25 protein-coding genes, 1 tRNA gene and 1 other RNA gene are annotated in these 23,659 nt (G+C 70.1%); 21 read left to right on the forward strand and 6 right to left on the reverse strand.

The features are described 5' to 3' along the window. Nucleotides 1–31: 31 nt before the first annotated feature. Nucleotides 32–1,081 carry a glycosyltransferase family 4 protein gene (locus P0592_RS17330; protein ID WP_276272164.1) on the reverse strand — a complete coding sequence of 350 codons (1,050 nt, stop codon included), beginning with the start codon at nucleotides 1,079–1,081 and terminating at the stop codon, nucleotides 32–34. 87 nt (nucleotides 1,082–1,168) lie between these two features. Here P0592_RS17330 and P0592_RS17335 point away from each other — a divergent pair, with 87 nt between their 5' ends. From P0592_RS17335 to P0592_RS17345, 3 genes are read left to right on the forward strand one after another with little or no spacing between them, the layout of a single operon-like run. Beyond that, nucleotides 1,169–1,456 (forward strand): ribonuclease P protein component 4, encoded by a 288-nt coding sequence (locus P0592_RS17335; RefSeq protein ID WP_276272165.1) that lies wholly within the window; start codon nucleotides 1,169–1,171, stop codon nucleotides 1,454–1,456. A 51-nt stretch (nucleotides 1,457–1,507) separates the two neighbouring features. Continuing rightward, nucleotides 1,508–1,756, forward strand: coding sequence for a YhbY family RNA-binding protein (locus tag P0592_RS17340; protein ID WP_276272166.1), 249 nt, complete (start codon nucleotides 1,508–1,510; stop codon nucleotides 1,754–1,756). Next, nucleotides 1,756–2,640, forward strand: coding sequence for a mechanosensitive ion channel family protein (locus tag P0592_RS17345; RefSeq protein WP_276273952.1), 885 nt, complete (start codon nucleotides 1,756–1,758; stop codon nucleotides 2,638–2,640). Before P0592_RS17340 ends, P0592_RS17345 begins: the two co-directional genes overlap by 1 nt. Nucleotides 2,641–2,811: 171 nt before the next feature. Here the strand turns inward: P0592_RS17345 and P0592_RS17350 are convergent, their stop codons facing one another. Further along, nucleotides 2,812–3,042 carry a DUF2249 domain-containing protein gene (locus P0592_RS17350; RefSeq protein WP_276272167.1) on the reverse strand — a complete coding sequence of 77 codons (231 nt, stop codon included), beginning with the start codon at nucleotides 3,040–3,042 and terminating at the stop codon, nucleotides 2,812–2,814. Nucleotides 3,043–3,189: 147 nt separating this feature from the next. Here P0592_RS17350 and P0592_RS17355 point away from each other — a divergent pair, with 147 nt between their 5' ends. The 8 genes from P0592_RS17355 (at nucleotide 3,190) to P0592_RS17390 (ending at nucleotide 12,308) form a co-directional block, all read left to right on the forward strand. Beyond that, the gene (locus P0592_RS17355; RefSeq protein ID WP_276272168.1) at nucleotides 3,190–6,336 is read left to right on the forward strand and encodes a molybdopterin-containing oxidoreductase family protein; all 3,147 of its coding nucleotides are present in this window, start codon (nucleotides 3,190–3,192) and stop codon (nucleotides 6,334–6,336) included. Further along, nucleotides 6,336–7,517 carry a 4Fe-4S dicluster domain-containing protein gene (locus tag P0592_RS17360; protein ID WP_276272169.1) on the forward strand — a complete coding sequence of 394 codons (1,182 nt, stop codon included), beginning with the start codon at nucleotides 6,336–6,338 and terminating at the stop codon, nucleotides 7,515–7,517. Before P0592_RS17355 ends, P0592_RS17360 begins: the two co-directional genes overlap by 1 nt. A 9-nt stretch (nucleotides 7,518–7,526) precedes the next feature. Beyond that, on the forward strand, nucleotides 7,527–8,225 hold the full coding sequence (locus P0592_RS17365; RefSeq protein ID WP_276272170.1) for a TorD/DmsD family molecular chaperone: 699 nt from the start codon (nucleotides 7,527–7,529) through the stop codon (nucleotides 8,223–8,225). After that, nucleotides 8,218–9,234, forward strand: coding sequence for an ethylbenzene dehydrogenase-related protein (locus P0592_RS17370; RefSeq protein ID WP_276272171.1), 1,017 nt, complete (start codon nucleotides 8,218–8,220; stop codon nucleotides 9,232–9,234). The genes P0592_RS17365 and P0592_RS17370 overlap by 8 nt, the downstream gene beginning before the upstream one ends. Continuing rightward, on the forward strand, nucleotides 9,231–10,148 hold the full coding sequence (locus P0592_RS17375) for a HEAT repeat domain-containing protein (protein ID WP_276272172.1): 918 nt from the start codon (nucleotides 9,231–9,233) through the stop codon (nucleotides 10,146–10,148). The genes P0592_RS17370 and P0592_RS17375 overlap by 4 nt, the downstream gene beginning before the upstream one ends. Nucleotides 10,149–10,151: 3 nt before the next feature. Further along, nucleotides 10,152–10,787, forward strand: coding sequence for a hypothetical protein (locus P0592_RS17380; RefSeq protein ID WP_276272173.1), 636 nt, complete (start codon nucleotides 10,152–10,154; stop codon nucleotides 10,785–10,787). A 2-nt stretch (nucleotides 10,788–10,789) separates the two neighbouring features. Further along, nucleotides 10,790–12,025: a P-loop NTPase gene (locus P0592_RS17385; RefSeq protein ID WP_276272174.1), complete on the forward strand. Its 1,236-nt coding sequence runs from the start codon at nucleotides 10,790–10,792 to the stop codon at nucleotides 12,023–12,025. 130 nt (nucleotides 12,026–12,155) lie between these two features. Beyond that, a complete protein-coding gene (locus P0592_RS17390; RefSeq protein ID WP_276272175.1) occupies nucleotides 12,156–12,308 on the forward strand; it encodes a hypothetical protein in 153 nt (50 codons plus the stop codon). A 32-nt stretch (nucleotides 12,309–12,340) separates the two neighbouring features. On the opposite strand, the gene ffs is transcribed toward P0592_RS17390, so the two are convergent. Both ffs and P0592_RS17400 read right to left on the reverse strand, forming a co-directional pair. After that, nucleotides 12,341–12,658, reverse strand: an RNA gene (ffs, locus tag P0592_RS17395) — signal recognition particle sRNA. Nucleotides 12,659–12,720: 62 nt separating this feature from the next. Continuing rightward, nucleotides 12,721–13,134 (reverse strand): DUF7548 family protein, encoded by a 414-nt coding sequence (locus tag P0592_RS17400; protein ID WP_276272176.1) that lies wholly within the window; start codon nucleotides 13,132–13,134, stop codon nucleotides 12,721–12,723. A gap of 79 nt (nucleotides 13,135–13,213) precedes the next feature. Between P0592_RS17400 and P0592_RS17405 the strand changes: the two genes are divergently transcribed. Continuing rightward, the gene (locus P0592_RS17405; RefSeq protein ID WP_276272177.1) at nucleotides 13,214–13,459 is read left to right on the forward strand and encodes a DUF5798 family protein; all 246 of its coding nucleotides are present in this window, start codon (nucleotides 13,214–13,216) and stop codon (nucleotides 13,457–13,459) included. Here the strand turns inward: P0592_RS17405 and P0592_RS17410 are convergent, their stop codons facing one another. Then, the gene (locus tag P0592_RS17410) at nucleotides 13,460–14,092 is read right to left on the reverse strand and encodes an RAD55 family ATPase (RefSeq protein ID WP_276272178.1); all 633 of its coding nucleotides are present in this window, start codon (nucleotides 14,090–14,092) and stop codon (nucleotides 13,460–13,462) included. A 126-nt stretch (nucleotides 14,093–14,218) separates the two neighbouring features. Here P0592_RS17410 and P0592_RS17415 point away from each other — a divergent pair. The 9 genes from P0592_RS17415 (at nucleotide 14,219) to corA (ending at nucleotide 22,308) form a co-directional block, all read left to right on the forward strand. Next, nucleotides 14,219–14,293 (forward strand) — tRNA-Arg (locus tag P0592_RS17415). Nucleotides 14,294–14,437: 144 nt separating this feature from the next. After that, nucleotides 14,438–15,121 carry a nucleotidyltransferase domain-containing protein gene (locus P0592_RS17420; RefSeq protein WP_276272179.1) on the forward strand — a complete coding sequence of 228 codons (684 nt, stop codon included), beginning with the start codon at nucleotides 14,438–14,440 and terminating at the stop codon, nucleotides 15,119–15,121. Between the two features lie 2 nt (nucleotides 15,122–15,123). Next, complete coding sequence (locus P0592_RS17425; RefSeq protein ID WP_276272180.1) at nucleotides 15,124–15,618, forward strand: DUF8154 family protein; 495 nt, start codon at nucleotides 15,124–15,126, stop codon at nucleotides 15,616–15,618. Between the two features lie 242 nt (nucleotides 15,619–15,860). Continuing rightward, nucleotides 15,861–18,311 (forward strand): heavy metal translocating P-type ATPase, encoded by a 2,451-nt coding sequence (locus P0592_RS17430; RefSeq protein WP_276272181.1) that lies wholly within the window; start codon nucleotides 15,861–15,863, stop codon nucleotides 18,309–18,311. A 100-nt stretch (nucleotides 18,312–18,411) separates the two neighbouring features. After that, the gene (locus P0592_RS17435; protein WP_276272182.1) at nucleotides 18,412–18,888 is read left to right on the forward strand and encodes a DUF7523 family protein; all 477 of its coding nucleotides are present in this window, start codon (nucleotides 18,412–18,414) and stop codon (nucleotides 18,886–18,888) included. A gap of 65 nt (nucleotides 18,889–18,953) precedes the next feature. Then, a complete protein-coding gene (cysS, locus tag P0592_RS17440; RefSeq protein ID WP_276272183.1) occupies nucleotides 18,954–20,432 on the forward strand; it encodes a cysteine--tRNA ligase in 1,479 nt (492 codons plus the stop codon). 48 nt (nucleotides 20,433–20,480) lie between these two features. Next, a complete protein-coding gene (locus P0592_RS17445) occupies nucleotides 20,481–21,116 on the forward strand; it encodes a DUF6517 family protein (RefSeq protein WP_276272184.1) in 636 nt (211 codons plus the stop codon). 47 nt (nucleotides 21,117–21,163) lie between these two features. Further along, nucleotides 21,164–21,334: a hypothetical protein gene (locus P0592_RS17450; RefSeq protein ID WP_276272185.1), complete on the forward strand. Its 171-nt coding sequence runs from the start codon at nucleotides 21,164–21,166 to the stop codon at nucleotides 21,332–21,334. Next, a complete protein-coding gene (gene corA / locus P0592_RS17455) occupies nucleotides 21,331–22,308 on the forward strand; it encodes a magnesium/cobalt transporter CorA (protein ID WP_276272186.1) in 978 nt (325 codons plus the stop codon). The genes P0592_RS17450 and corA overlap by 4 nt, the downstream gene beginning before the upstream one ends. On the opposite strand, the gene P0592_RS17460 is transcribed toward corA, so the two are convergent. Then, nucleotides 22,303–23,529 (reverse strand): tripartite tricarboxylate transporter permease, encoded by a 1,227-nt coding sequence (locus tag P0592_RS17460; protein WP_276272187.1) that lies wholly within the window; start codon nucleotides 23,527–23,529, stop codon nucleotides 22,303–22,305. The genes corA and P0592_RS17460 overlap by 6 nt on opposite strands. Nucleotides 23,530–23,659: the final 130 nt, after the last annotated feature.

Raw genomic sequence — 23,659 nt, forward strand, 5'->3', positions numbered from 1 at the left:
TCGGATCGGTGCGGGCCGCTCCCGACCCCGCTCAGACGAGCCCCTCGTAGGTCTCGACCAGCCGCTCGCCGACCCGGTCCAGCGAGTGTTCGCGGGCGGTCTCCCGGGCGTTCTCGCCGAGGCGCTCGCGGAGGCCGGGGTTGGCCGCCAGCCGGTCCAGCGCCTCGCGGAACTCCGCCCGGTCCGCACAGATCAGGCAGTCGTGGCCGTCCTCGTAGTACTCCCGGAAGACGGGGATGTCCGAGAGGACGACGGCCTTCCCGCAGGCCATCGCCTCCAGCACGGCGATGCCCTGGTTCTCGGCCTTCGTCGGGAACAGGTAGACGTCGCCCGCGCCGAAGGCTCCCCGGATGTCGTCGATCCACCCGCTGAAGGTGACGTTCTCCGGCGGGTCCGACACCCACCGCCGGACCGTCTTCGAGGCCTGTGGGCCGTCGTCGTAGGGGCCGAACCACGCGAAGTCGTAGTCGGTCGCTCGCGCCAGTTCGCAGAACGTCGTCAGCCCCTTGCGCTCGAAGACGTTGCCGACGGCGAAGACGACCATCCCGTCCAGGTCGTAGCGCTCGCGGTACTTCCCGCGCAGCGACTTGAACCCCTCGAGGGCGTCGATGTCGACGCCGTTCGTCACGGGCTCGATGGGGGCCTCGACGGGGTACGATTCGAGGACGTCCTTCGTGTACTCTGAGGGACACAGCACCCGGTCGGCCTGCGAGTAGAACCACCGGAGATACCGGCCCAGCGCCGGCGCGACGAGGTTCGAGCCGCGGAAGCTGTCCCGGAAGTCCTCGCGCGTGACGTGGGCGTGCAGCACCAGCGGCACGTCGTGGCGCTTCGCGTGCCGTGCGACGGCGACCGACCCGGGGCCGATCATGTTGCAGTGGGCCACGTCGAACTCCCGGAACACCGGATCGTCGAAGGCGACGTTGCCGCCCAGCGCCCACCCGGGGTGGCCGTCGTGCCAGGGATTGGTGAGCACGTCGACGTCGGTGTCGGAAAGCGCCGCCCGCTGCTGGTCGACGGCGGTGCCGATGCCCGACCGGTCCAACCGATCGGCGAGTTCGAGGTAGTTCAGGACGCGCACGCTCGCTCGCTCACCGGCCGCGCGCAAAACGGTTCCGACTCCGCCGGTCCGGAAGGGGTAAGAACGGGCCGGTCCCACCTCCGCCCGATGACCGACGAGGCGACCATCGCACGGGAGCGCATCGAGCGCCTCCAGTCGCTGGCCCGCGAGGCCGTCGAGGCCGGCCGCGAGGACCGGGCGCGCGAGTACGTCGCCCGCGCCCGTCGCGTCGCCGAGCGCCACCGGCTCCCGCTGCCGCGGACGTTCAAGCGGTTCACCTGCGACGCCTGTGACGCCTTTCTCGTCCCGGGCCGGAACGCCCGGGTGCGCACCCGGACCGGCCACGTGGTCGTCACCTGTGACTGTGGCACACAGGCTCGGTACCCCTACGACTGACGCGGTTCCGCGAATCGGGGATTTATAGTCTACGACGCCGTTGGCGAAACCATGTCAGAGACGCCTCGACGACAGCGCATCCACGAACTGGACACGACGCTGCGCGTCGGGAAGAGCGGTATCGAGTCGGTCGTCGACGAACTGGACTCGCAGCTCTCGGACCGGGAGTTCGTGAAGGTGAAGTTCCTCCGCGCGGCCCGCGGCGGGACGACCAGCGAAGACCTGGCCGACGACCTCGCCGACGAGGTCGGGGCCGACGTGGTCCGTGTCCGGGGGCACACGGCGGTGTTCGAGCGATGATGCAGGTCGCCCCCGTCGCGAACGTCCTCGACAACTTCCTCCCGGAGGGACTTGCCGGGACGCTCGCCTCGGCCATCGTCTTCGTCGCCGTCTTCGCCGTCGTCTACCTCGTCGGGAAGGCCGTGGTCATCCCCGTCGTCGACCGCTCGCTGCAGTCTCGCGACCTCGACGAGCACGCCCGCAAGCCGCTGAAGAAGCTGGTGAGCATCGCCATCGTCTTCGTCGCCATCTCGGTCGCGTTCGGACTGGCCCAGTACGGCGACTTCCTGCAGTCGCTGGCGACCATCGCCGCCGCCGCGACGCTGGCCATCGGGCTGGCGATGCAGGACGTGCTGAAGAACTTCGTCGCCGGCATCTTCATCTACACCGACAAGCCGTTCCGCATCGGCGACTGGATCGAGTGGGACGGCAACTCCGGCGTCGTCGAGGACATCAGCCTCCGGGTCTCCCGGGTCCGCACCTTCGACAACGAGCTGCTGACGGTCCCGAACTCGCAGCTCACCGACGGCGTCATCAAGAACCCCGTCGCGAAGGACCAGCTGCGCCTGAAGTTCACCTTCGGCATCGGCTACGACGACGACATCGACAAGGCGACCGAGATCATCCTCGAGGAGGCCCGGAACCACCCGGAGATCCTCGACGACCCCGGGCCCTCCGTCCGGCTGGTCGAGCTCGGGGACTCCTCGGTCGGCCTCCAGTCCCGCATCTGGATCGACAACCCCAGCCGCGCCGACTTCGTGAAGACCCGCGGGGAGTTCGTCCAGTCGGTCAAACAGCGGTTCGACGAGGAGGACATCAACATCCCCTACCCGAACCGCACCATCGGCGGCGGCCTCGAACTCGCCGGCCTCGACAGCCCCGTGGAGCCGGCCACCGACGACTGAGACGCCCCCGCCGCCCGCGTCGCCACCGCCCGCAACGGGCGGACAGCGGTTCCGTCGGGCCGGCACCGAGCGTCCGGTCGGCCCGGGACCGAAGCGACGGTCACAGTTCTGTCGGACTCCGGCCCCGGCCAGCGACCGCGTCGAGCCGGAGCCGACGACGCCGCCGCGGGGCTACCTCGGCCGTATCTCGACGTGCCACTCGTCGTCCGCGACCTGTGTCGTCTCGTGGTCGTAGCCGCGCTCGTCCAGTACGTCGTACAGCGGGACGGGCTCGAAACTGTTGACCAGCAGGAGACACTCGTCGCCGTCCAGTTCCCCCAGTTCGGAGACGATCCGTCCGAACGGTTCGCCCTCGACCTCACGGACGTCGAGTCGCCGGCGGTCGGCGTGATCCGTCGCCATACCGAACCGTGGTTCCCCTTCACCACAAACCCTTTCCGCGAACATCTTCGCACCCCTTCCTCGCCGCTGGGAACCGGTGTGGCGGTTGAATAGTCCCTCGTCACTGGGTCCCGATATGCGCGAGACCGCTCCACGGAGGGATGTACGGTGCCGCTGACGAGGCGCGACTTCCTGACCGCGGCCGGCGCGGGCGCGGTCGGCGCGCTCGTCGAGGGTGCCTGGGGCGCGACACAGGCGACCGACCCCATCACGAGTGTCGATAACCCCCTGCAGTCCTACCCCAACCGCGACTGGGAGGACGTGTACCGGGAGATCTACGCCTACGACGACGTGGACTGGACGGTCTGTCACCCCAACTGCACCCAGTCCTGTGCGCTGAACTTCTATATGAAGAACGGCGTCCCCATCCGGGCCGAGCAGGTGTACCACAACGAGGAACCGTCGGTCGGCCCGTCGGGGTACGAAGACGCCGGCGTCAGCCAGCAGTGGAACCCGCGTGGCTGTATGAAGGGGCTGACGCTCCACCGGCGCACGTTCGAGCCCTCTCGCATCAAGTACCCGATGGTCCGCAAGGGGTGGGACCCCGACGACCCCAACCCCGAGGGCCGCGGCGAGGACGAGTTCGAGCGGGTGTCCTGGGAGGAGGCCGTCGACCTCATCGCCGAGAAGATGGCGAATCTGGAGGACAGCAAACACTTCCAGGTGTTCAACGCCATCAAGGCCGACGGCCTGTTCACCCGACACGGCTCCGGGCGGCGGCTCGCCTCCATCTTCGGGGGCTGCGAGTGGACGGAGTACGACTGGTACGCCGACCTGCCGCCGGGCCACGTCATCACGACGGGCTACCAGACGTCGGACGGCGACGCCGCCGGGTGGCGCAAGTCCGACTACACGATCATCCAGGGGAAGAACCTCATCCACAACAAGCTCGCCGACAACCACTGGTTCCAGGAGATGCGGGAGCGAGGCGGCGAGATCGTCGGGATCTACCCGGACTACTCGCCGACGGTCCAGAAGTGCGACCGGTGGCTGCCGGTCCGGCCCGGCAGCGACCCGGCGATCCCCCTCGCGTTCGCGCACGTCATCATCGACGAGGAGTTGTACGACCCCGAGTTCATGCGGGGCTACACGAGCCTCCCGCTGCTGGTGCGCGAGGACGACGGCAAGTACCTGCGCGCCCACGAAGTGTTCGAGGACCACGAGGAGCCCCCCGAGGACACTCACGACGCCGAGGAGGCGGGCGACTGGGGGGACTTCGTCGTGGTCACCGAAGACGGAGCGCTCGCCCCGCTCGCGCGCGAGGAGGTGGGTTCCGAGACGCCGGCCACCCCGCGGCTCGAGGCCGAGCGCGAGGTCGATCTGGTCGACGGGTCGACGGTGTCGGTCCGGACGGACTTCGCCCGACAGAAAGAGACCGTTATGCGGGACTACGCGCCGGAGCGGGTCGAGGAGATCACGACGGTCCCGGCCGACGCCCTCAGGAAGACCGCCCGGGAGTTCGCCGAGGCCGACACCGCCCAGTGGATCACCGGCGAGGGGATCAACCACTGGTTCCACGGGTCGACCCAGCTCCAGCGGAGCGTCTTCTTCGTGCAGTCGATGCTGGCCAACGTCGGCGAGCCCGGTGGCGGGTACCACAACTTCTCGGGGCAGTACAAGATCGAGCTCCTGGACGGCTACCCCGAGTACGTCAACCCCGACGGCCACAAGGCCCACGGGATGTATCCGGGCTACGCCTTCGCCTTCTTCGGCGGTGAGCAGCTCGACCCGCGTGACATCCGCGGGGGCTACGAGGGCGACCTCGTCCCGCAGGGCGACGTCGACGAGCCGGTCGTGCCGGAGGGGGCGGAGGGGTACACGATGGCCAAGCCCGAGGTCCTCTGGACGATGAACTGCAACCTCCTGAACCAGACCAAACACCAGGAGCACGTGATGCGGAACTTCGTGAAGCACCCGGACACGGCCAACGAGCTGTTCGTCGTCTCGGACATGCACATGACCTACTCGGCCCGCCACGCCGACATCGTGCTCCCGGTCCCCTCCTGGCTGGAGTGTGACTATCCGGACATCACCGTCGGCCCGGAGAACCCCTTCATCCAGATGGACAGCGGCGTGATGGACCCGATCTACGACACCAAACAGGACGGGGAGATCGTCGCGCTGGTCGCCGAGAAGCTCGACGAGAAGATCCCGCCCGAGGAGCGCAACGTCGACTCCTACCGGGCGTACTTCGAGGAGTTCCTCGACGACGACGGCGACGTGAGAGAGTACATGCGGGAGGTGTTCGACGCGAGTATGACGACTCGGGACATCGAGGTCGAGGACCTGGAGGACGGCCCCGAACGCCTCCAGCTCAAGACGTACCCGCGGACGCCGTTCTACTCGCAGACCCACGAGGACCGCCCGTTCTTCACCAAGACCGGTCGGATGGAGTTCCACAAGGAGGAGGACCGCTTCGGCGAGCTCGAGTTGAGCGACCTGTGCCACGTGGAGAGCCCAGAGGGGACCCCGTACGGGGCCAACCAGAAGTGGGACAGCGCCGCCGACGAGACCAACGACCTCTACGAGGAGGGGTACCAGTACTTCTACAACACCCCACACCCGAAGTACCGGACCCACTCCTCGTGGGGGATGACCGACTGGAACCTCATCTGGGCGTCGCGGGACTTCGGGTCCGTCAGCGGCGATCCCGAGGGGACCGAGCGGCTGATAGACGACTTCTCGTTCCCGCAGGGCGACGGTGAGACGAACGACGCCCCGCCGCTGGGCGAGGCGTTCGTCGAAATGCATCCGGAGGACGCCGAGAAACACGGCGTCGAGAACGGCGACTACATCCGGATCGTGGGCGACCGGGGTTCGGTCGTCGTCCGAGTGCTGATAAGCGACCGCCAGCGGCCGAGTTCGGCCGGCGACGTCGGCCAGCTCACCATCTGGCACGGCTGGTGGGAACAGCACTTCCCGGCGGACGAGGAGAGCGACGACGACATCTCGGGGTACAACGTGGCGACGAACATCTGGCTGAACCCGATGCTTGAGACCGACGACCTCGTCCACAAGTCGACGTTCGGCAACCCCAACATCGCCGACGAGGTCGAGGACAGCATCGCCTGGGCCGACGGGTCGGGGTTCCACGTCGGCTACGAGGAGGCGGTCTGGTCGCCGACCGGCGTCGAGCGCGATACGCTGGTGAAAGTCGAGAAGTACGACGACGCGAGCTACTGGCCCGGCGACGCCCGCGAGGACGAGACGTTCCAGAGCTACGTCGACGGAACCCTGCAGAGAGGTGACGACTGATGCCCGAGGTAGACAACCCACAGCTCGGCCACTCGCACAGCTACCCGTACGAACGCCGCGAGGAGGAGCGGGACTGGCACTGGGGGATGGTGGTCAACACCAACCGGTGTATCAACTGTAACACCTGCTCCTTTGCCTGCAAGTCCACCTGGACCAGCGGCGAGGGCGAGGAGTACATGTGGTGGATGAACGTCGAGACCGAGCCCTACGGCGGCTACCCGATGGGCTGGGACATGCGGCTGCTGGACGACCTCGGCGCGAACGAGACGATCTTCGACGCCGCCGACGGCGGCGAGGACGTCCACGGCTACATCGCCGAGAAGCAGGCCTGGGAGTACCCCGCGCTGGGCGACGACCAGGTCCACGGCGAGTACCCCGAGGGCGAGGTCGTCGAGTCGGACCTGGAGAACGACGAGTACCACGACATCTGGCAGTTCTACCTCCCCAGGCTCTGCAACCACTGCAAGAACCCGGCCTGCCTCGCGGCCTGTCCGCGCAAGGCCATCTACAAGCGCGAGGAGGACGGCATCGTCCTGTTAGACCAGGAGCGCTGTCGGGGCTACCGCCGCTGTGTGAAGGCCTGCCCGTACCACAAGCCGATGTACAACCCCGAGACGGGCATCACCGAGAAGCCCGTCGGCTGTTACCCCCGCATCGAGGAGGGGAACGTCCCGCGGTGTGTCTCCTCCTGCATCGGGAAGACCCGCCTCCACGGCAACATCAACCGGGGTCCCGACGCCGGCCCGGCCGGCGGGAAGTCCTCCGCGGCCAGCGGGCGCTCGCCCATCAACTACCTCGTCCACTCCGACGAGAAGGTGGCGCTGCCGCTGTACCCGCAGTTCGGCACCCAGCCCCAGGTGTTCTACATGCCGCCCTACCACGTGCCGCCGGAGTTCCTCACGCAGATGTTCACGCCCAACACCGACCAGAAGCGCAACGACTGGCCGGGCTCGACCTACGAGGAGTCGGTGAAGATCGTCCAGGAGCGGGTCCGGAACCCCAGCCACGAGGTGTTGGGCATCCTCCAGCTGTTCGGCGCGACGACGCGGCTCATCGAGACGTACAACGTCAAGGAGAACCGCGTGAAGGGCTGGGACCGCACGGGCGAGAAGGTCGTCGACGTCCCCATCGAGGAGCCGATGGAGGTCCGCGAGGGGGAGATGTGGACCAACCAACCCTGAGGTGACAGTATGCAGGACACACCACAGCACCACGCGAGACGCGCCGCGCTGTACGGGTTCGTCGCGACGGCGTTCCACTACCCGGACGAGGCGGTCGTGACGGACCTGTTCGACGCCGAGGTCCGCGAGGCCGTCCGCGAGGCCGGTGCCGAACTGGACCTGGCCGCAGAGACCACGGCGCTGCTGGAGGCCCTCGCCGACGCCGACCCGGACGCGATGGAACCGGCGTACAACGACCTGTTCGGGCTGCCGGGCGAGGACGGCACCTACCCCGTCGTCCCCTACGAGGCCCACTACACCACCGGCGAGGAGGTCAACGAGAGCCAGCGACGGATCGCCACCGTCGTCGGTCTGCTCGAGGAGTTCGACCTCGAGGTCAGCGACGAGTTCGACGAACGCCAGGACCACGTCGCCGTCGAGCTCGAGCTGATGCAGGTCGTCGCCGCCCAGCGGGCCGTCGCGCTCGAATCCGGCGACGACGAGGCGGCCGTCCACCTCGCACAGGCCGGCGCGACCGTCCTGGACGAGCACCTCGTCGACTTCGTGCCGGCGCTGGCCCACAGCGTCCCCGACGGCTCCGGGGACGCCGCGCCCGCTTCCCAGGTGTACGCCGCCGCCGCCGACCTCGCGGCGGCGCTCGTCGAGTTCGACGAGGCGAGTCACCCCGACCCGATCGCCGCCGGAACGGGGGTGCGTGCCGATGGCTGACCTAGACCGGAGCGCGGCCCGCCGGGCGACCGCCGCCGCGGCCGTCGTCGCCGCCCTGCTGGTCGTCGGTCAGATGGCGGTCACGGCCGCCGTCGTCGGCGGCCAGCAGCCGCTCGTCGAGACCGAGCGGCTCCCACAGACCGCGGCGGACGACCGATGGGAACAGGCACCTTCGCGGACCGTCTCGCTGTCGAAACAGCAGATGGCCGTCCCCTACGGCGGCGGCAGCGTCGACGAGATGCAGGTCCAGGCGCTGACCAACGAGAGCCACGTCGCGATCCGGCTGACCTGGACCGACCCGACCAACGACACGAGTCTGCGTGCGCCGACGAACTACAGCGACGCGGCCGCGGTGATGCTCCACAGCGGCGAGAAGCCGCCGATCACGATGGGCGCGACCGGGACGCCGGTCGACATCTGGTACTGGCGCGCCCAGTGGCAGTACGGCGTCGACGACAGCGCCGCGTGGAGCAACGACATGTACGCCTACCCGCACCCGGACAACGAGACCAAGCCCGGGCTGGCGGCCGGGAACCCGCTCTCGAAGGCCCGCTACGCCGACTACGGGCAGAACTACTACGCCGCCGGCTACGGCTCCCTGAGCTACGCGCCGACCCAGAACGTCCGGGCGCGCGGGACCCGGGACGGCGACGAGTGGTCGGTGGTCTTCGTCCGGGAGCACACGACCGACGGGACCTACGACGCCGCGTTCCGGCAGAACGAGACGATGTACCTCGCCTTCGCCGTCTGGAACGGCAGCGCCGACGAGGTCAACGGGAAGAAGTCGCTCACGATGCAGTTCAGCACGCTGAACACCTCCTCGGGCGAACTCGCCGCCGCCAGCACCGGCGGCGGCGGTGGCGACGGGAGCGCCGCCGGCGGGACCGGCGGTGGGGCCGAGAGCGGCGGGACCGGCGGGGGTACCAGTCCGCTGTTTTCCTCGGTCGGGACCGTGATCGCCGCCGTCGTCGTCAGCTGGACGGTCGTCTACTGGAGGGCCGTCCGATGAGCTACGAGAACTGGAGCGCCCGCGGCCGCGCCCCGGGGGACAGCGAGACCGAGGTGCGGGCTGCGCTTTCCGCCGACACGGCACGGACGCGCCAGGACGCCGCCATCGCGCTGGTCGACGCCGCCGAGTCCGGCCTCGAAGCGGCGACCGTCGACGCCCTCGAAGCGAGGGTCCGCGAGGACGACGACCCGGAGGTCCGGCAGTTCGCCGTCGAGGCGCTGGGCGTCGCCGGCGCGGCGACGGAGGCGATCGCCGACGCGCTGGCGGACCCGGAGCCGTGGGTCCGCGCCGAGGCCGTGGTCGCGCTCTCGCGGGCCGGCGGCGACCCGGACGAGATGCGGGCGGCGCTCGACGACGACAGCGGGTGGGTCCGGCGCAACGCCGTCATCGCGCTGGGCAAGCTGGGGGCGGCCGACCAGCCGCTGCTGATCGAGCGAATCAAGTCCGACACTCACCCCGCAGTCCGGGAGTACGCCGCGCAGTTCCTCGGCGAGGTCGCCGACGACGTCCCGGAGGCCGAGCGCATCCTCGCGGCGGTGCTGGCCCGGGAGCCGAACGCCTTCGCCCGCGCGAAGGCCGCCGAGAGCCTGGGCCAGCTCGGGACCGACCGCGCGGAGACAGCCCTGGAGGACCACGGCGTCACCGACCGGAGCGAGGACGTCGTCCGCGCGGCCAGGCAGGCGCTGGCGGCCGCCCGCGGGACCGACCCCGATGACCTCGACGTCGAGGTCGACCCGCCGTCGGCACCAGGGAGCGGCCCCGACACCCCGGCCGAGCGGTCCGTCGCCGGCGACGGCTTCGACCCGGCGGGATCGTTCGGCGAGCGGTCCCGCGGGGGGTCGCCGGCCCCGGGCGGTGCGCCCGGCTTCGATCCGCAGCGCGACCTGAACACGAACCCGGAGGACAGGACCTGATCTATGCCATACGAACTCGACTCGACCAGCGAGGAGCCGGAGCGTGAGGCGGAGGACCCGGCCGACGGCCAGAGAGCGAGCGACGGGCAGACGGCGGCCGACGGAACGGCGTCGTCGCTCGGCGTCCCCATCCCCGACGACCACGTCGGCCCGTTCGTCGCGGAGGCGCTGGAGGACCCAGAGCGGGCGACCGAGTGGGACGACATCGTCGACGCGATGGTGGCCCCGGCCGCCCGCGACGCGTGGGCCGAACTGACGCCCGTCGAGCAGGCGAGCGAGGTCCTCTCGAAGGCCGCGGACTACGACCGGCGGGCGATCGACCGCTTCGACGGCGTCTCGCTTGACGCCGACCGCTCGTCCGTACAGGCCGAGATCGACGAGGGCCTGCGCTGCCGGCGCAACGCGGACACCTTCCGGGACGGCGTGGCAGCGGCCTACGACGACGGCCGCTTGGACGACGACGACGTCGTCGCGGCGCTGGAAGACGCCGACTTCGACACCGGCACCATCGCCCGCCGGGAGGCCCTGCTGGAGCGGCTCGACGGGGCCTTCGAGCTCGACTACCGCCCCTACGGGGGGACCCTGATGGACGACGAGGCGGGGCCGAGTCCCGATCCCGACCACGAGGAGACGTGGTGACGATGTCCGGGGACACAGATCCGACGGCGGCTGCCGTCGAGGACGCGCTCCGGACCGTCGCGTCACCGACGGGCGAGGGGAGCGTCCTCGACGCCGGGCTGGTCGACTCGGTCGCCGTCGACGACGGCGCGGTCGCCGTGACGGCGTCGCTCTCTGAGCTGGACGCCGAGGCCGCCGACGCACTGACCGACCGGATGCGCGCCGCGGCCCTCGAGGTCGGCGGCGTCGACAGCGTCGAGGTCGACGCCGACGTGTCGTCACCGGACCACGGCACGGCGCTCGACGGCGTCGATCGGGTGCTGGCCGTCGCCAGCGCCAAGGGCGGGGTCGGGAAGACGACGGTGGCCACACAGCTGGCCCGCGGGCTCTCGGCGGCCGGCGAGCGCGTCGGCCTGTTCGACGCCGACCTCTACGGGCCGAACGTGCCCGAACTACTCGATCTCGACGGCCCGCTCGAGTCGACCGACGACGGCCGCGCGAGACCGGCAGAAGTCGAGGGATTGCAGGTCGTCAGCGTCGGGCTGATCGCCAACGACGAGCCGATGGCCTGGCGCGGCGCGATGGCCCACGAGGCCGTCGAGGAGCTGCTGACGGAGACGGCCTGGGACGTCGACACCCTCGTCCTCGACCTACCGCCGGGGACGGGCGACGTCGTCCTGACGACCCTGCAGTCGCTCCCGGTCGACGGCTGTGTCCTGGTCACGACGCCGTTCCCGACGGCCGCCGGCGACACGGACCGCTCGGCGACGCTGTTCCGCGAGGAGGGCGTGCCGGTCCTGGGCACCGTCGTCAACATGGCCGGGTTCACCTGCCCCACCTGCGGCGACGAACACGCGCCCTTCGGCCGTGATCCCGACGTCGAGGCCGACGTCCTCGCCGAGTTGCCGATCGACGAGCGCCTGCGTGTCACCGACGGCGACGTGCCCGCCCCCTTTCGGGACCTCGCGGAGCAGGTGTCGACGGCTCCCGACGAGCGGACCACGGTCGCGGTTCCCGAGAGCGCACTCGACCTCCGTGGCGTCCCCGACCGCGCCCGCCTCGAACAGGTCCGCGCGGAGTTCCGCGCGCTCGCGCCGGGCGAGTCGCTGCACGTCCTGACCGAGCGCGAGCCGGGCGACGTCGCCGGCGCTCTCTCGGGACTCGCCGACGGGAGACCGACGGTGGCGACCGACCGGAAGGGGCCGGAGCGGTGGGCCATCCGGGTGTCGAAACCGACGGCGTCGGCCCGCGGTGCGTGACCGCCCGACGACCGGCGGGGCTCGACGGCCCCAGCCGGCACGTCGTCCGTGACCATCTGGTCCGTCGCCGGCGGTAAACGGGACGCACGCTCAAGCCGTCCGACGACTTCCACCCACCGGAGAGATACCGATGAGAGACACGCAGTCGACAGTCTGTCGGCGGTGCGGAGCGCCCGTCGGTCCCGAGGACGTCGTCGTCCGTCACGCGGAGTCCGACCCGCTCGTTGTCTCGGAGTGTGGCCGCTGCGGGGCCATCGTCACCATCGGCGGGCACCCCTGGTGACGGGCCGACGGCTATCGAATGAGGATCGCGATGAATGGACGGACGCCCGGGATTGCCCGGCGTTCGGACGTGGGTAATCCCGTTTGCCTCCTCCACCCCGCGACCCCACGAGCGACGGGTGTCCGATGGTCCGCTGCTCACTTCCGTGCCTGGCGGGGTGCCATCGACCAACCACGCGGGCGCGTCCCTGCGGATGCGACCGCGTGGACCGCCGTCCCCGTGGGACGAGGCTTCCACGTTGGCTCACGGGGTCCACGTCCGTCTGACCGGACGCCCCCGGGGTTCGGTCCCCGCTGATGACCATAGCGCGGGCGGGAGAGGGGGGCCAAGCCCCCCGACCTAGTCCACTCGGATTTCCGCCGGGACGACATAAGGGCCTTTCGGACCACCGCCGGACTGCGGCGGGACGCCGTCAGAACAGCCCCAGCGCGCGGGCGAACCACGCCCCGCCCAGCGGCACCGGGAGCGCGGCGGCGACGACGGCCCAGCGGTGGTGTTCCATCAGGGTCGACTCGGTCAGTCCCAGAACGAGGCTGGTCGGCACCGTCGCCGCCCACGCGAGGCTCAGCCCGACGACGAACAGCCCCAGCACGATGCCGGCACCGGCCGCCAGCCCCGGGTCCGTGCGGCCCTCCCGGCCGGCCGCGAAGACGATGATCCCGACCGCGGCGAGGACCGCCGGGACCGCCGGCGAGAGCACGCCCGCGCCGTAGTAGGCACCGACGGCACTGCCCGTCTCGACGACGAAGTACGGCACCGCGAGCGCGACCAGAAAGCAGCAACAGCCGGCGATGGCGACGGCCGGCGCGGTCTGCAACTCGTCCATACCGGCGCTGGGGGCGGCCGCGTCTTAACGGCCACGTTCGAGCGAAACGCGGAAATGGCTACCACAGCTACGCCGCGGTATGGGACTGGGTTCGACGGCGAAGAAAGTCCAGAAGGTCGCCGACGTCGCCGAGAAGCTGTACGCGAAGGTGAACGAACTGAAAGAACAGGTCGAGAACCTCCGGGAGACGGTCGAAGACACGAACGAGCGGGTGGAGAGCGTCGAACGGGACCTGACCGAACAGCGGGCGCTGCTCGAAGCGGTCGCCGAGGAGAGCGACGTCGACGTCCAGTCCGTCCTCGACGACGTCGGGGACGACGACTGACTACCGGTCGACGGTTCGGGGTTCGCTCCCCGGGAGATCGACCGTCGCCGTCCCGTCGGCGTCGAGGTCGATCCGAGCGTCGAACAGTTGCGCCAGCGTGTTCAGCACCTCCGTCCCGTGGGCGGTGGCGGTCACGGTGTACAGTCCAAGTGCGGAGGCGTTCTCGACGCGCGAACAGAGGCGGTGCGCGAACCGGAACACGGTCCGGAGCGTCGAGTACAGCAACGGCGGCGTCAGCGAGTCGAGGAGGAGCCGCGTCCGGCCCCCGTCGTCGTGACACCGGCGGAGCTGTTCGGAGCACGCGACGCCGATGTCGGTCAGGGCCGCCGGCGACGCGACGTACCTGGTCGCCGAGGCGTCCGCCGACCGGCCGACGTGTTCGGTGACGGCGTCGACCACGTGGAGTGGCTCGCGTGGCTCGGCCAGTGCCCGGTACTCGTCTCTGACCCGCGGTGCGCCCTCCCGCGTCGTGACGACGACGGCATCGTCGCACCCGGTGGCGAGCGTTCGCAACCCCAGACGCCGCTTTCCCACGAGCGGCGGTCCGGTTATCAAGACGTTCGCGCCGGGGCGGACCTCAAGCCCCGCGAGGTGGTCCCCGAGATCGTACATCAGTTCTCTCTCCCGTGTCACCCGACGGCGTCGTCCCCTCAGACGCGATCGGCGTATATTCCACTTTCGCACTCGGCTGAAGTATCGGTCCGGCGGCGTACCGAATCGGTTGGTTTAAACCGGTACGCGCGAGTAGCGTGTGACACGGGGCGCTTAGCTCAGCCTGGACAGAGTGCTTGGCTTCGGACCAAACCGTCGGGGGTTCAAATCCCTCAGCGCCCGTAGCGAATTTCCACGTTCCGAACCGCCCGACAGCGGCGGATTTATCTCCTATTCGAACGAGGCGGAAGAGTACGTTCGTTCACGCGTCGAACGGTGTCACGCGTTGCGCAATCTTTTTGCACAATACACAAGTAATTGCATAATATGCAAGAAGGTGCGCGGGTGTGTCTCGACTTCCCGCTCCCAGATGAGCGTATCTTCCGGTATCAGGCGATGCAGGATATCCTCCACCATCTCGTCAACAACCCGTTCGAAAGCTTCTCACAACAGGAACTGGCCACGATAACTGGCGCAGACGTGTCCTCGATTTCCCGAGCGGTTGATCTACTCGACAAGGCCGGTGTCGTTGGCATCGAAGACGGCGTCCCGTCCCGGATCAGTATCGACCAGAACCACGTTGAACGGGCCGACCCTCTGTTCGCGATTCCACAACAACAGTTCAGAAAGCCTGTCCGCGAATTCCTCGACGACCTCCGAGATCGGGCCGATACGGCAGAGAAAATAGCTGATATCGTTGGTGTCGTTCTCTTCGGCAGTGTCGCCCGCGGCGATGCCGACCGGAGCAGTGACATCGACCTCCTCGTCGTCGTCGAGGGCGACGGCACGCACGGTCGCCGCATCGGGGCGAAGATCGCACGGGAACTGGAGGACCAGTCATTCGACGGCGACCGCTATCAGTTCGAAGTTCTGGTCGAAACACCTGAGAGTGCGATGTCTCGTGGTGAACGTCTGAAAGAGATATTCGATGAGGGCATCGTCCTGCTGCAGAACGACCGCTTACGCGAGATACGAGACTCGGCATACGGGACCACTGAGGGAGGCGCGTGAGCGTGCCACTCGACCTCGACGATATCGAACCACTCCTCTCGGACGCCGAAGCAGCGTTCCGGCGAGGTGGACAGGAGACGGAAGACGGACTCGATGTTTCAGATGCCGGATTCGTACAGCTACGGAAAGCGTGTCGGTCTCTCACTGGTGGGGACCAACTACTGACCGACGGATTCTACACGCTCGCTATCGAGGCCGCATTCACGTCGGTCGAGAAGACGTTCATGTTCTGGCTGATCAAAGAGGGACACCAGGATCCGGCCAATCCGCCGCAGTCCCACACGACAGCTATCAAACGCAGTGCGACTGTCGGATTTATCGGTACTGAAACGGCCGACCGACTCGAAGAGCTGTGGACCGAAAATCGAGCGCAGACCTATTACCAGGACGGGAAAGCGACACGAGAGCGTGCCGAAACGATGGTCGCGCTCGCCAACCGAATCCATACCTTGATCGTCGATCTCGTCGGTGTTCGACACGAGTGTGTCTGTGATTGACACCGCGCCTTACAGAGCTAGTATGTGAGATTTGAAACGGCCGATCGTGGTCGATTCACGCCTGACAAGGGGATCCGTTCACCAGTCGAGCGAGCGCCCTCAGCGCCCGTGGCTTCTGCGCGTATGACGGTGAGCGGCGAGCGTCGGTCGACCCCCTCGCGCACCGACGAATTGATGTGTGCGTTGGGTGTTACCACACGTGTGCCACGACCCGGCGGGTGAGACCGGGACGGAGACACGCGATGACAGGTGAACGCGACGCCGACGGCTGTGCGCTCTGCGGGCTCCCGGTCGGGGAGCGAGCGGTCGCCGACGAGTCCGAGAGGGCCTTCTGCTGTGTCGGGTGCCGGAACGTCCACGAACGGCTGGCCGACGTCGACGGCGTGACCGACGACGACGTGGCGACGACCGCCGCGGACGGGACGAGAGCGGGCGTCCCCGACGGCTGCGAGCGGGTCTACTTCCGGGTAGACGGGATGCACTGTGCCACCTGCGAGTCCTTCGTCGAGTCGCTCGCGACCCGGCTGGACGGCGTCGAGTCGGCGGCGGCCAGCTACGTCACCGAGAGCGTCCGCGTGGACTACGACCCCGACGCAGTCGACGCCGAGGAGGTTCGGGCGGCGCTGACGACGGCGGGGTACACCGCACGTCGGCGGACCGACGCGACCCCCGGCGAGGACGACGAGGAGACGAAGTGGCGGCTCGCCGCCGGCGTCCTGTTCGGGATGTGGGTGATGATGCCCTACGCCATCTTCGTCTACCCGCTCCACCTGGGGCTGTACGGCCCGTCGCTGGCGGCGTTCACGCGTCAACAGCTCGCCGGACCACACCACCTCGCGTTCGTCCTCTTCCTGTTCACGTCGCTCGTGCTGTTCTACACGGGCGCGCCGCTGCTGCGGGGAGCACTCGTCAGCCTCCGGACCGGCGAGCCCAATATGGACCTGCTCGTCGCGCTCGCGGCCTGCAGCGCCTTCGTCTACAGCATCGTCGCGGCGCTGCTGGGCCGGATCGACCTCTACTTCGACGTGACCGTCGCCATCGTCCTCGTCGTCACCGCCGGCGGCTACTACGAGTCCCGCATCAGACGCCGCGCGGCCGACCGTCTGGCCGACGTCCACGCCGCCCGGACCGACACCGCACGGCGACTGGACGCGGCGGGCGAACCGACGGAGGTGGCAGTTGAGGACCTCGCGGAGGGAGATCGCGTCCTCGTCCGCGCCGGCGAGCGGGTCCCCGTCGACGGGACGGTCGGGGAAGGGACCGGGACCGTCGACGAGGCCGTCGTGACCGGCGAGGCGCTCCCGGTGCCGAAGTCCGACGGCGACGGCGTCGTCGGCGGATCGGTGGTGACCGACGGCGCGCTCGTCGTCGCCGTCGGCGAGGGCGCGACCAGCGGGGTCGACCGCGTCGCCGAACTGATGTGGGACCTCCAGAGCGGGACGGAGGGCGTCCAGCGGCTGGCGGACCGCCTCGCCACCGTCTTCGTCCCGGGCGTGCTCGCGCTGGCGGTCGCCGCCGGCGTCGGCTACCTGCTCCTCGGTGCCGGCGTCGAGGCGGCGGTGCTCGTCGCACTGACGGTCCTGCTGGTCTCCTGTCCCTGCGCGCTCGGCCTCGCGACGCCGCTCGCGGTGGCGTCGGCCGTCCGCGAGGCGCTGTCGCGGGGGATCGTCGTCTTCGACCGGACGGTGTTCGAGCGGGTCCGCGACGTCGACACCGTCGTCCTGGACAAGACCGGGACGCTGACGACCGGGGACCTGCGCGTCGAGGAGACAGCGGCCCCGTCACCGCTGCTACGGGCGGCGGCGGCCGTCGAGGCGCGCGCGTCCCACCCGGTCGGTGACGCGTTCGTCGCGGCGTTCGGTGAGGGCGCGGCCGCCGGCGACCCGCGAGCGGACGGCGGCGCGGTGGTCGACGACACGGCAGACGGCAGCGACGCGGGCGACTCCGACGGCGCGACCGTCGAGTCGTTCCGCCGGCACCAGCGCGGCGTCGAGGGCGTCGTGGACGGGGAGCGGACGCTGGTCGGCCACCCCGACTGCTTCGGCCGACGCGGCTGGTCGGTCCCGGCGGAGTGGGCGAGACGGGCGACAGATGTCCGCGAGCGGGGCCTGCTCCCGGTGCTCGTCGGCCGCGAGGGCACCGCCGAGGGGATCGTGGCGCTCGCCGACGAACCGCGCGAGGGGTGGCGATCGGCCCTGACCGACCTCGGGGAGCGCGGCGTCGACGTGGTCGTCCTCACCGGCGACGACGAGCGAGCGGCGGCCCGGTTCGGCGACCACGCCGCCGTCGAGCAGGTGTTCGCCGGGGTCCCGCCCGAGGCCAAGGCCGAGACGGTCGAGCGACTGCGCGCAGACGGGACCGTGGCGATGGTCGGCGACGGGACGAACGACGGCCCGGCGCTGGCCGCCGCTGACCTCGGGGTCGCGCTCGGCAGCGGGACGGCACTCGCCGTCGACGCCGCCGACGTCGCCATCGTCGACGACGACCTCGCCTCGCTCGGGACGGTGTTCGACCTCTCGACGGCAGCGGCGCGGCGGATCAAGGGCAACGTCGGCTGGGCGTTCGTCTACAACGCCACCGCGCTCCCGCTTGCCGTGGCGGGCCTGCTGAACCCCCTGTTCGCCGCCGCGGCGATGGCGGCCAGCAGCCTGCTGGTGGTCGTCAACTCCGACCGGGACCTGCTCGACGACTGAGCCGGCGACGGCCGGTGGTGGAGACTGCCCCCCTCCGACCCCGTCGCTTCCCGCAGGGGATCGGGGCAGCCTTTTGGTTCCCGACGCCGGCGTACCGGGTATGTCACTGGCCGCCGCGACCCGCGAGGCCGTCCGGGCGCGCCCGTTCCTCTACGACGCGCTCCGGGCCGGCGTCGTCAACTACACCGCCGCCGCACGAACGCTGGACGTCGACGGCGAGACCGACGCCGTGGCCACGGCCCTGCGACGCTACGCCGAGGAGCTGTCCGACGATCCCGCCCACGACAGCGACGCCCGCGTCTCGATGGAGAGCCGCCTGGGGGAGGCCGGCGACGGCGACGACGCGCTCCTGGCCGTCGGCGACACGGCCTTCGCGAGCGGCGCGGGATCGCTGACCGGGATCGTCGCCACCGGCGACCTCTCACCGGCCGCGCTGGGGGACGTGCTGGGCCGCCTGCGAGCGAACGAGGTCCCGGTCGAGGCCGCCGGCGTCACCGGTGGGACGCTCGTGGTCGTCGTCGCCCGCCGTGACGGCCCCGACGCCCTCCGGGAGATCGAGGCCGCCGTCGGCCGCTGAGGTGGGAGACGGCTCCCGCGTCCGGTCCGACGGGCTAATGTGGCGTGGCCGTGACCACTCCGATAATGACGCTCCGGGTGACGAACACGCTGACCGGCGAGAGGGAGCCGTTCGAGCCACGCGACCCCGACTCCGTCCTGCTGTACTACTGCGGGCTGACAACGTCGGACCCGCCCCATCTGGGCCACGCCCGCGGCTGGGTCCACGTCGACGTGATGTGCCGCTGGCTGGAGTGGCTGGGCTACGACGTGCGCCACGTCGAGAACTTCACCGACGTCAACGAGAAGATCGTCGCCCGCGTCGGCGAGGACGGCGACAGCGAGGCCGACGTCGCCCGCCGCTACGTCCGGCAGGTCATCGAGGACATGCGCTCGCTGAACCTCGACCGCGCGGAGGTGTACCCCCGGGTCTCCGAGCACGTCCCGGAGATCATCGACCTCGTGGAACGACTCGTCGAGAGCGGCCACGCCTACGAGGCCAACGGGTCGGTGTACTTCGACGTGACCTCCTTCGAGGACTACGGGACGCTCTCGAACCAGACCGTCGAGGACATCGAGTCCCAGGGCGAGGCCGCCGAGTCCGAGAAACGCCACCCGGCGGACTTCGCGCTCTGGAAGGCCGGCGGCGTCGCCCCCGACGACATCGCCGAACACCAGCACGCCGGCGCGGCACCGGCCGAGGAGGCCTGCGAGACGGCCCAGACCTGGGACTCGCCGTGGGGCGAGGGCCGTCCCGGCTGGCACATCGAGTGTTCCGCGATGTCGATGACCCACCTCGACGAGTCCATCGACGTCCACGTCGGCGGGCAGGACCTCGTCTTCCCGCACCACGAGAACGAGATCGCCCAGAGCGAGGCCGCCACCGGCGAGCAGTTCGCGAAGTACTGGCTCCACGTCCGCCTCCTCGAGACGGACGACGAGAAGATGTCCTCCTCGCTGGGCAACTACTTCAGCGTCAGCGACGCGGTCGCGGAGTACGGCCCCGACGTGCTCCGGACCTTCCTGCTGTCGACGGCCTACACCTCGCGGGCCACCTTCAGCGACGAGACCATCGCGGAGGCCCGGGAGCGCTGGGACCGCCTCCAGCGGGGCTACGAGCGGGCCGTCGCGGCCTGCGACAGCGTCGACGCGTACGCGAAGGTCGAGGACGCGGACCTGCGAGCGGCCGTCGACGAGGCCCGCGCCGACTTCGAGGCCGCGATGAACGACGACTTCAACACCCGGGGGGCGACGACGGCGCTGCTGGACCTCACGAGCGCGGTCAACGCCCACGTCGACCGGGCCGACGGCTACGACTTCCGGGCGTTGCGTCGGGCGGTCGAGACGTTCGAGGAGTTCGGCGGGGACGTGCTGGGCCTCGCCTTCGGCGAGCGGGACGACGGCGACGTGGAACTGGCCGACGACCTGATCGAACTCGTCCTCGACGTGCGCGAACGCGAGCGCGAGGCGGGGAACTACGAGCGGGCCGACGAACTGCGCGACGACCTCGAAGCGCTGGGCGTCGAGGTGCAGGACACCGACGACGGACCGACCTTCAGGCGGTAAGCCCCGCCTGCCAGGAGACTTATCTCCCCACGTCCTGTCTCCCCCTGTATGAGACGAGTGGTTCTCAGCGCGCTGGTCGCGCTGCTGGTGGTGTCGTCGGGCTGTGTCGGCCTCGTCACGGGCGATACGGTCACGTTCGAGTCGGCACCGACCAGCATCGACGACGGCACGCTGTCGGAGACGGGCTACGAGCAGTCGAACTCGACGACACAGAACATCACCCGGACGGTCTCGGTCGCGGGCCAGGAGCGGACGATCCGCGTGGTCAACCACGTCGACCAGTACCGCCGGAGCATCGACCTCGGTCCCATCGGCGAGCTCCCGCTGGCCCGGTTCGTCGTCGTCTCGACGCCGGGCGCGACGGTGGCCGGACAGACGCTGAACCCCGCGGCCGACTGGTCGAACCGCCGCGTCGTCGAGCAGCTCGCCGGTCGAACCGGACAGATAGACGACGTCGGCTTCGAGGAGAACCGGACGGTCCGGTCGCTCGGCGAGGATCGGACCGTCGGGATGTTCTCGGGGACGACGACGGTCCAGGGACAGGAGATCGACGTGACGCTGCACGTCGCGAGCTTCGAACACGAGGGGGACGTGCTCCTGGTGTTCGCCGTCCACCCGGAGCAGGTCGACGAGCGAGCCCGCGTCGACGCGATGTTCGGCGGGATCCAACACGAGGGGAACTGACGCCCCGGGGGAGTACGCTTTTTTGTAGTCGGTGTGTTCCAGGCCCTATGCAGTCCGTCTCAGTCGGCGGCGCGCTGCTGACCGTCGGCGGTGTCGCCGGCTACGTCGTCGGCATCACTGCCCCGTATCCGGGCCGTGCCTTCTCGCTGACCGCACTGATGGTCGGGCTGACGCTCGTGGCCGTCGGGCGAGCCGGCGACGGGGAGGACGAGCGGTGATCTCCGCGCTGGTCTACAGCGAGGGGACCGCGGTCGCCTACGACGACCTCGCGGCCGCCCGCACCGCGGTCGGGACCACCTGGGTCCACGTGGCCGACGCCACCGACGCGGAGGTCGATGCCGTCGCCGAGGCGTTCGACCTCCACCCGCTGGCCGTCGACGACGTGCGCGGAGACGTGCGCGCGAAGACCGAGGAGTTCGCCGACCACACGTTCGTCCTGGTCAAGAGCGCGCGCCTGACCGCCGGCGAGACCACCTTCGAGAAGGAGGTCTCGACGCGGCCGGTCGGCGTCTTCGTCGGCCGGGACTGGGTCGTCACCCTGTCGTTCGAACCGACCGGCCCCATCGACCGGGTGATGGACGCGGTCGAGCGCGGCGACGAGCGCCTGCTCCACCGCGGCCCGGACTTCACCGCCTACCGGGTCGTCGACACGATCGTCGACGCCTACTTCGACCTGCTGGACGACGTCGAGACCGACATCGAGGAGATCGAGGAGGAGGTGACGATGTCGACGGACATCGAGACCTTAGAGAAGATCAACGACGTGCGCCGGGACCTGCTCTCGTTCCGCAAGCAGGTGTGGCCCGCCCGGGAGGCCGTCGGCGTCCTCGCCCGCGGCGACCCGGCCCAGGTCCAGCCCCAGACGGAGAAGTACTTCCGGGACGTCCACGACCACCTCGTCCAGATCGTCGACCTCACCGAGACGTACCGCGACCTCGTCGCGGGCGCGCGGGACATCTACCTCAACACGCTCTCGCAGTCGACCAACGAGGTGATGAAGGTGCTGACCGTCGTCGCGACGATCTTCATCCCGCTGACGTTCGTCGTCGGCGTCTACGGGATGAACTTCGCCGACAGCCCGTACAACATGCCGGAGCTGGGCTGGACGTTCGGCTACCCCGCGACGATGCTGGGGATGGCGCTGCTGGTCGCGGTCCTGCTGGTCCACTTCCGCCGCCGGGGCTACCTATAGGGCCAGCGGGACCAGCAGGACGCCCATCGCGTTGGCTCGCCGCGCGCCGAACCGGGGCGGGAGGTGGCCGACCAGCGTCGCCACACCGAACGCGCCGACGCCGACGGCCCCGGCGAACAGCGCCGAGAGGCCGACCAGCCCACCGAGCACGGTCACCGAGAGCCACCGGGGGTCGAGCCGACCGACCGTCCGAAGGTACCGGTCGCCGAGCGTGGGGACGAGCAGGGCGGCGACCCCGGCGGCCACGGCCGTCGCCGTCAGTAGCGCGGGGACCGCGAGCGGCACGGCCGCGCGGTCGAGCGCGACGAGGACGCCGGTCCGGGCCTCGCCCAGCGCGACGAGCGCGAACAGGGCGAACACCGCCGTGGCCGTGTTGACGCCGCTGGTCGTGACCACGAACGCCCGCGGCCCGCCGCTCGCGGTCAGCCCGAGCGCGAGCGTCGCCGCGACGGCGCTGGAGACGCCGGGGAGGTAGCCGACGACGGCACCGCACAGCGTCCCGACGGCGGTCAGGGCCGCCAGCGACCGCGGCGGGGTCGTCACCTCCGGCCCGGCCTGCGGCGGGACCCCCTCGCCCTCGATGGCCGCCAGCAACACCGGCGCGCCGAACAGTCCCGAGAACAGCGGGACGAGGACGTCCGCGACAGGGAGCGCGCTCGACACCCGCGCGTCCAGCAGCAGGTGGCCCAGCCCGCCGCTCGCGGCGAGGGTCAGGACCGCGCCGACGCGCGGTCGGACGCCGCCCTCGGTCGCGACCAGCAGCGCAGCGATGCCCGCGAGGAACAGCGACAGGTGCGCCGAGACGAACGGGTACACCCGCTGCATCGCCGCGGTGACGGGGACCGCGAGCGGCGCGGCAAGCAGGACCGCCCCGCCGCTACCGATCGCCGACAGGCGGAGCGCCTCGCGGCCCCGTCCCTCGACGACGAGCCGGTGGCTCGGGAGCGCGCCGGCGGCCATCGCCGGGTCCGGGACGCCCAGCGCGAGCGCCGGCACCACGTCGAGGAAGGTGTGGGTCACGCCCGCCGCCAGCATCGCCGCCCCGACGAGGAGCCGCGGCCCCGGAACGTCGCCGGCGACGGCCGCGAGCAGGAGCGCGAGCGTGTTCGCGTGCAAGCCCGGGACGAGGCCGCTGAGCGTCCCGAGACAGACACCGCCGGCGACGGCGACGAGCAGTCCCGCAACCGCCGACGGCTCCGCCGTCAGTCTGACCGGGAGCATACCGGCTCTGGTCGCGGCCCCTTACTTGAACGTCGGGACCGCGGGCGGCGGCGGTCAGCGACCGGTAGCGAGCGACGGTCCCGTCGCTGTCGGGCGCAGCGCGCGAAAGAAGTGCTGTCCGAGTGGCTGC

Origin of the sequence: Haloarcula litorea (assembly GCF_029338195.1) — an archaeon.
In the GTDB taxonomy this organism is placed as follows: Archaea; Halobacteriota; Halobacteria; order Halobacteriales; family Haloarculaceae; genus Haloarcula; species Haloarcula litorea.

Bases quoted from the DNA above. Each gene is read 5' to 3' on its own strand.
- P0592_RS17335 (WP_276272165.1), top strand. From the start codon at position 1,169: ATGACCGACGAGGCGACCATCGCACGGGAGCGCATCGAGCGCCTCCAG.
- P0592_RS17340 (WP_276272166.1), top strand. From the start codon at position 1,508: ATGTCAGAGACGCCTCGACGACAGCGCATCCACGAACTGGACACGACG.
- P0592_RS17345 (WP_276273952.1), top strand. From the start codon at position 1,756: ATGCAGGTCGCCCCCGTCGCGAACGTCCTCGACAACTTCCTCCCGGAG.
- P0592_RS17350 (WP_276272167.1), bottom strand. From the start codon at position 3,042: ATGGCGACGGATCACGCCGACCGCCGGCGACTCGACGTCCGTGAGGTC.
- P0592_RS17360 (WP_276272169.1), top strand. From the start codon at position 6,336: ATGCCCGAGGTAGACAACCCACAGCTCGGCCACTCGCACAGCTACCCG.
- P0592_RS17365 (WP_276272170.1), top strand. From the start codon at position 7,527: ATGCAGGACACACCACAGCACCACGCGAGACGCGCCGCGCTGTACGGG.
- P0592_RS17370 (WP_276272171.1), top strand. From the start codon at position 8,218: ATGGCTGACCTAGACCGGAGCGCGGCCCGCCGGGCGACCGCCGCCGCG.
- P0592_RS17375 (WP_276272172.1), top strand. From the start codon at position 9,231: ATGAGCTACGAGAACTGGAGCGCCCGCGGCCGCGCCCCGGGGGACAGC.
- P0592_RS17380 (WP_276272173.1), top strand. From the start codon at position 10,152: ATGCCATACGAACTCGACTCGACCAGCGAGGAGCCGGAGCGTGAGGCG.
- P0592_RS17385 (WP_276272174.1), top strand. From the start codon at position 10,790: ATGTCCGGGGACACAGATCCGACGGCGGCTGCCGTCGAGGACGCGCTC.
- P0592_RS17390 (WP_276272175.1), top strand. From the start codon at position 12,156: ATGAGAGACACGCAGTCGACAGTCTGTCGGCGGTGCGGAGCGCCCGTC.
- P0592_RS17400 (WP_276272176.1), bottom strand. From the start codon at position 13,134: ATGGACGAGTTGCAGACCGCGCCGGCCGTCGCCATCGCCGGCTGTTGC.
- P0592_RS17405 (WP_276272177.1), top strand. From the start codon at position 13,214: ATGGGACTGGGTTCGACGGCGAAGAAAGTCCAGAAGGTCGCCGACGTC.
- P0592_RS17420 (WP_276272179.1), top strand. From the start codon at position 14,438: ATGCAAGAAGGTGCGCGGGTGTGTCTCGACTTCCCGCTCCCAGATGAG.
- P0592_RS17430 (WP_276272181.1), top strand. From the start codon at position 15,861: ATGACAGGTGAACGCGACGCCGACGGCTGTGCGCTCTGCGGGCTCCCG.
- P0592_RS17435 (WP_276272182.1), top strand. From the start codon at position 18,412: ATGTCACTGGCCGCCGCGACCCGCGAGGCCGTCCGGGCGCGCCCGTTC.
- cysS (WP_276272183.1), top strand. From the start codon at position 18,954: ATGACGCTCCGGGTGACGAACACGCTGACCGGCGAGAGGGAGCCGTTC.
- P0592_RS17445 (WP_276272184.1), top strand. From the start codon at position 20,481: ATGAGACGAGTGGTTCTCAGCGCGCTGGTCGCGCTGCTGGTGGTGTCG.
- P0592_RS17450 (WP_276272185.1), top strand. From the start codon at position 21,164: ATGCAGTCCGTCTCAGTCGGCGGCGCGCTGCTGACCGTCGGCGGTGTC.
- P0592_RS17460 (WP_276272187.1), bottom strand. From the start codon at position 23,529: ATGCTCCCGGTCAGACTGACGGCGGAGCCGTCGGCGGTTGCGGGACTG.